Origin of the sequence: Photobacterium sp. GB-210, from assembly GCF_003026075.1 — a bacterium.
GTDB lineage: Bacteria > Pseudomonadota > Gammaproteobacteria > Enterobacterales > Vibrionaceae > Photobacterium.
Genome location: NZ_PYNU01000040.1, coordinates 1 through 7,281, shown reverse-complemented (window position 1 = coordinate 7,281; position 7,281 = coordinate 1). Strand labels below are relative to the sequence as shown.

General features: G+C 41.9%; 3 protein-coding genes. 1 reads left to right on the top strand and 2 read right to left on the bottom strand.

The genetic code is table 11. The annotated features are described in order from the left end of the window. A partial coding sequence (locus tag C9J38_RS21265) for a tandem-95 repeat protein (RefSeq protein ID WP_146144076.1) occupies positions 1–2,111 on the bottom strand: 2,111 nt, incomplete at its 3' end. Between the two features lie 259 nt (positions 2,112–2,370). After that, positions 2,371–6,285, bottom strand: a complete 3,915-nt coding sequence (gene hrpA, locus C9J38_RS21260) for an ATP-dependent RNA helicase HrpA (protein ID WP_107208793.1) — start codon at positions 6,283–6,285, stop codon at positions 2,371–2,373. Between the two features lie 297 nt (positions 6,286–6,582). On the opposite strand from hrpA, the gene C9J38_RS21255 reads away from it, so the two are divergent. Then, positions 6,583–7,170, top strand: coding sequence for an AraC family ligand binding domain-containing protein (locus C9J38_RS21255; RefSeq protein WP_158259531.1), 588 nt, complete (start codon positions 6,583–6,585; stop codon positions 7,168–7,170). The last annotated feature ends 111 nt before the right edge of the window (positions 7,171–7,281 follow it).

Here is a 7,281-nt window from a genome sequence, read left to right as displayed (position 1 = left end):
GACAGTTGACCGCTCACTGCGACTTCTTCATCAGTCGTGACGGCAATGTCTGTGCCCAGTGGATCATTGTTATCATCAACCAATACTGGTGCATCATTGACTGGATTCACGGTTACATTAACAGTGATGGTGTCAGTGCCACCTTGGCCGTCACTGACTTCAACCTTAAAGCTATCATCACCATTAAAGTCACTGTTTGGTGTGTAAGTCCACGTGCCATCAGTGTTAACCGTCACTGTGCCATTGGTTGGATTCGTCGATGAAGCGAAGGTTAAGCTATCACCATCAACATCTGTTGCTGACAGTTTGCCGCTCACTGCCACTTCTTCATCTGTCGTGACGGCAATGTCTGTGCCTAATGGATCATTGTTATCATCAACCAGTACTGGTGCATCATTGATTGGATTCACGGTCACATTTACAGTGATGGTATCGGTGCCACCCTTGCCGTCACTGACGATAACATCAAATTTGTCGCTACCATTAAAGTCGCTGTTTGGTGTGTAAGTCCACGTGCCGTCAGTATTCACGACGACGGTGCCATTGGTTGGGTTGGTCGATGAAGTGAAGGTTAAGCTATCACCATCAACATCGGTCGCGGACAGTTGACCGCTCACGGCGACTTCTTCATCTGTCGTGACAGTAATGTCACTGCCCAGTGGATCATTGTTATCATCAACCAGTACTGGCGCATCATTGATTGGCTTCACGGTCACATTAACTGTGATGGTGTCAGTGCCGCCGTTGCCGTCACTGACTTCAACCTTAAAGCTATCATCACCATTAAAGTCACTGTTTGGTGTGTAAGTCCATGTGCCATCCGTATTGACGGTCACTGTGCCATTGGTTGGATTAGAACTTTGCGTGAAGGTTAAGCTATCACCATCAACATCTGTTGCTGACAGTTTGCCGCTCACTGCCACTTCTTCATCGGTCGTGACGGTAATGTCACTGCCTAATGGATCATTGTTGTCATCAACCAATACTGGTGCATCATTGACTGGATTCACGGTTACATTAACAGTGATGGTGTCAGTACCACCCTTGCCGTCACTGACTTCAACCTTAAAGCTATCATCACCGTTAAAGTCATTGTTTGGTGTGTAAGTCCAAGTACCGTCAGTGTTAACCGTCAATTGACCATTGGTCGGGTTAGAACTTTGCGTGAAGGTTAAGCTATCACCATCCGCATCGGTCGCGGACAGTTGACCGCTCACTGCGACTTCTTCATCTGTCGTGACGGTAATGTCACTGCCCAGTGGATCATTGTTATCATCAACCAATACTGGCGCATCATTGATTGGATTAACTTTGACATTAACGGTGATGGTGTCGGTACCACCTTTACCATCACTGACTTCAACCTTAAAGCTATCTTCACCGTGGAAATTAGTCTTAGGGGTGTATTCCCATGTACCGTCAGTATTCACGACGACGGTGCCATTGGTTGGATTGGTCGATGAAGTGAAGGTTAAGCTATCACCATCAACATCGGTCGCGGACAGTTTACCGCTTACAGCTACTTCTTCATCGGTGCTTACCGTAATACTCTCACCTTCTGGCGCACCGTTTTCATCGACAATAATAGGCTTGCTGTTTATTGATATATTCGATTTACCGTCATCTTGAGGAGATTGCTGCTCTAGTGGTTTTGAAGGACTATAAAAATCATTACCATCATTGTAAGGAGAGGTAGGAGGACGAGGGCTGGTATCACGACTATCATATCCAGACTCAGCTATGATTTCTTTTGCGTTTCTTTCAATGCTATTAAAACTAAAACCACCACTATTACTAATGTTTTGAAGACCAGCTGCAGTAGCTTCCGCAATAAGGGTTGGATCCTCTCCAGAAGCAATTAAAGCCTGAAGGTTGGCTATCTCATCAGGAAGATCTTCTTCTACACTATTAGAATTAACATTAGAAAATACGACTTGTGTTCCATCTGACTGCTCCAAACTCACAGTTGCATAATTAGGCAATATTAATACATCGCCAACTGACAACATGAGCTGCTCAGTAACAACCTTGTTACCCATTTCATTACTCAATTCAACATTGCCAGAAAATGACAATACTTTACTTTCTTGAACGACCGAAAAAGATTTCATGGAATAAACAATCCTTGTTTAGTTACAAAATCAGATAGATATAGCTCTAGTGGTATTATCACCTGATGATAATTGGCACAAAAACAATTTAATAAGTTCACACTTATTTTATATATCATATGGTGTCATTTTTTTGTCACCACCTCAACAAATTTGCATGTTAATTATTAATGACATAATAAATACTGTTTTTTATGCATAAAAAAGCCGATAATGTTATGTACATTATCGGCTCTTTATTATTTCGCTATTAACTAAATCAACATTCGTTAATTGCGTTTCGTACACGCTTGTCTGATACAGGGTATGGCGTACCCAACTGCTGAGCAAAGTAACTAACACGTAGCTCTTCAATCATCCATCGGATCTCTTTTACTTTATCAGGTACTGGCTGCCCTTTCGGGATCTTATTCAATAGCTCTTTGTACTCATTAACTACTGATTCAATCTTCAGAATATGCACACGATCTTTGTTTGGATCGATTGGCAGCTTTTCCATTCGACGCTCAATGGCACGCATGTAACGCAGAATATCAGGCAGACGTTTCCACCCACATTCTGTTGCAAAACCTTTGAAGATCAAGCTTTCAATTTGTGCTTTGATATCAGACATCGCAAATGCCATGCTTAAATCAATACGCCCTTTCAAACGCTTACTGATGTTAAATGCTGTGGTTAAGATTTCTTCTACTTGTTTGGCAATATCAACCACGGTGTCACCAAGCTCAGCACGAACAAACTCTTTCAACGCTTCAAATGATTCAGGCTGCCATGCTAATCCGCCTTTCTCTTCAATTAGCTTATCAACACCACAAGCAATACAATCATCAATCAGATCAAGTACACGACCATACGGATTAAAGTACAAACCTAGCTTCGATTTGTTTGGCAAGTTTGAATGAAGGTACTTAATTGGCGATGGTACGTTAAGTAAAATCAAACGACGTTGACCCGCCTGCATCGCATTGTTTTGCTGCTCTTCAGTTTCAAACAGTTTGATACCAACAGAATCTTTGTTATCCACCAGCGCAGGATAAGCTTTTACTTCAAAGCCACCGCGTTTCTGTTGGTAACGTTCAGGTAGCGTACCAAAACTCCAGGTTTTCAAACCATCTTGCTCAATATCATCATCAGCAACTTGTGACAAAGTTTCTTGAACCTTCTCTTTTAAGTTGTCTTTCAGACCATAGATATCTTTGCTCTCACGTAACTTACGATTGCGGTGATCAACAGCACGATAAGTGATCTTCAAGTGATCAGGGATCTGATCTAAATTCCAATCTTCACGCACAATTGTGACGCCACTCATACGCTTCAATTCTTTTTCTAGTGAATCTAGCAATGGTGCTTCCATTGGCTTAACACGTGCTAAGAACGCATCAGCGTAGTTTGGTGCAGGCACAAAGTTACGACGTAACGGTTTTGGTAATGATTTGATCAACGCAACAACCAACTCATGACGTAAACCTGGAATTTGCCAGTCAAAGCCGTCAGGTTGAACTTGGTTTAAGATAGCCAATGGCACGTGAACGGTGACACCATCGTTATCTTCACCCGGTTCAAACTGGTAGCTCAGTTTTAGCTTCAAGTTACCTTGATGCCAGAAGTTTGGATAATCTAGATCAGTGACATGACTTGCATCGCCACGGAATAACATCTCACGCTCAAAGTTCAATAACTCAGGATCTTCTTTCGATGCTTTCTTCCACCATGAATCAAAGTGGCGACCTGACGTTACTTTCAAATCAATACGCTGATCGTAGAAATTAAACAGCTCGTCATCATCGATCAGAATGTCACGACGACGTGATTTATGCTCAAGTTCTTCAACTTCGCGCAATAGCTTACGGTTTTGTTGATAGAACTTATGGCGCGTATCCCAATCCCCTTCAACCAATGCTGAGCGGATAAAGATTTCACGTGATAACGTTGGATCAATATTGCCGTAGTTAACTTTACGTTTGGCAACCACAGGAATGCCATACAGCGTAACTTTTTCAAACGCATGAACGGCAGCTGACTTCTTCTCCCAATGCGGTTCGCTATAACTACGTTTAATCAAGTGACCTGCTAATGGTTCAACCCACTCCGGCTGAATTTTTGCGCCAATTCGCCCCCATAAACGTGACGTTTCCACCAGCTCCGCAACCATCACCCACTTTGGCTGTTTCTTGAAAATGCCAGAGCCAGGGAAGATATTAAAGCGAGCGTTACGCGCACCTTGGTATTCATTTTTCTCTTGGTCTTTCATACCAATATGCGAAAGCAATCCGCTTAATAGCGAAATATGAATACTGTCATAGCTTGCTTCGTTGCCATTCATTTTCAACTCAAGCTCTTTAATCACTTGGTTGACTTGGAAATAGATATCTTGCCACTCACGAATGCGTAAGTAGTTTAAGTATTCTTTCTTACATAAACGACGGAATTGATTACTAGAAAGCTCTTTTTGTTGCTCTTGGACGTAATTCCATAAATTAACGAACGCAACAAAGTCAGAATCTTTGTCGTTAAATCGGCGATGTTTCTCATCAGACTGTTGCTGTTTATCTGATGGACGCTCACGTGGATCTTGAATAGATAAAGCCGATGCAATGATCATCACTTCACGTAATGCACCATGCTTAGGCGCTTCAAGTACCATACGAGCTAAACGCGGATCAATAGGAAGACGCGCTAATTGGCGACCCATTGGTGATAAACGTTTACGAGGATCTGTGGCTTTAGAGTTAATCGCACCTAACTCTTCCAATAATCGAATACCGTCTTGAATATTACGATTATCGGGCGCTTCTACAAATGGGAAAGCTTGGATATCACCCAAACCAATCGCGGTCATTTGAAGAATAACTGACGCTAAGTTAGTACGTAGAATTTCAGGATCGGTAAATTCTGGGCGCGATAAAAAATCTTCCTCAGAATATAGACGAATACAGATACCTTCTTGAACACGACCACAACGCCCCATACGCTGATTAGCACTAGCTTGTGATATAGCTTCAATCGGAAGGCGCTGTACTTTAGTACGGTAACTATAACGACTGATTCGGGCTGTACCCGGATCAATAACGTATTTAATACCCGGAACAGTCAGTGAAGTTTCCGCTACGTTTGTTGAAAGTACAATACGGCGACCAGAGTGTGATTGGAATACTCTGTTTTGCTCACCCGCCGATAGACGTGCGTACAAAGGTAGAATTTCAGTATGGCGTAATTTGCGCTTTTCTAACGCATCTGCAGTATCACGAATTTCACGCTCACCGTTTAAGAAGATCAGGATATCACCCTCACCCTCATCGCACAGTTCATCGACCGCATCAAAAATTGCATCTAACTGATCACGATCGGTGTCATCACCGTCTTCAACCACAGGGCGGTAGCGAACTTCTACTGGGTACGTACGACCTGACACTTCAATAATAGGTGCATTATTAAAGTGCTTAGAAAAACGCTCAGGATCGATGGTTGCTGAAGTAATTATGACTTTTAAATCTGGGCGTTTTGGTAATAACTCACGCAAATAACCCATTATGAAATCAATATTTAAGCTACGTTCGTGCGCTTCATCGATAATGATAGTGTCATATTGACTTAAGAAACGATCGTGTTGAATTTCAGCCAGTAAAATACCGTCTGTCATTAACTTTACGTGGCTATGCTCTGAGACCTGATCGTTAAATCGGACTTTATAACCTACGTGAGAGCCCATTTCACATTCCATTTCTTCTGCAATACGAGAAGCAACAGAGCGTGCAGCCAGACGACGAGGCTGAGTGTGGCCGATCATACCGTGGGTACCACGACCGATTTCTAAACAGATTTTAGGTAGCTGAGTAGTTTTACCTGAACCCGTTTCACCCGCCACAATAACCACTTGGTTATTTAAGATCGCTTCAGCGATATCATCTTTCTTCTGGCTTACGGGTAACTGTGCTGGGTATATGATTTTTGGACGCTGAGTACGGCGACGTTCCACCGTTTGCATTGATTTCGCAATCTCTAATGCAATTTCGTCAAATACAGCGTGCTTGGATTTTTCGTTTTTAATTCGTGATGCGCCTTGTACACGTTTGTGTAGACGAAAACGATCGCGCATCATGCAATCTTTAATGGCAGACTTTAATGTTTTTTCGTTATTCAACACGTCTGCTTGAGTTTGATTCGACTGACTCAATGTAATTCCTGTCTTTCAATGACTAATGGATACCGAGAACATCTGATGAAAACTCGCTCAGTATCACTTGGCGATTCGAAATTTTCATTAATTCTATCACAAATGAAATAATCTGAGAGCCGCTTAAAAGACAATTACTAAGGTGTAATGATAGGTTCAGACTAAGATAGTATAAAATTGCAACCAGCTCAGCTTCTAAATGGAGTAGGTGTTTAATTTTACAGTCGAAAAATAGTCAACAGAACTATTTATACAATTGAGCAATATTTTACAATACTTAAGATAAGGAGGTTGGGATTGGACAAAGAAAAAGCAGATTACATCACTTCCAACGCATTCAACGGTATTGAATATGTGAATGCCGATTTCACTAAACAAACGTTCTCTAAACATGTTCATGAGGGCTACACCATAGGCGTTATTGAGCAAGGTGCGCAACGCTTTTTTCGCAGCGGTGCTAATCATATTGCAGGTCAGGATAGTATTATTTTGGTCAACGCTGATGATGTACATACCGGTGAATCAGCAACCACAGAGGGGTGGCGCTATAAGGCCATTTACCCAACGCCCGATCATTTTGAGAAAATATCCCAAGATTTATTGGGTAGCGCTTCCCTAACCCCCTATTTTCGTGATTCTGTGATTAATGATAAGAAGATTTCCAGCCAACTGCGTTTGATCTTTGACCAGATTGAAAACGGTGCATCAACGCTGCTTATAGAAACGTTGATTTATAGTACGCTTCTCTCACTATCCAGTACGTATGGTAAATCAGTTTCTTTACCTAAAGACTCCCAAACTAATCGTAGCAAATTGTCTTTAGCAAAAGCGTATTTAGATGAATACCCAGAGCACGATGTAAGTTTAGATGTAGTGGTACATTAAATTTGGCCACCTACTCAGAGGTGATATCATCACCTCTTAACATGGATAGGTGACATCATGACAAAACGAACAAGACGATTATTTAGTGCTGAATTTAAATTAGAGGCAGCA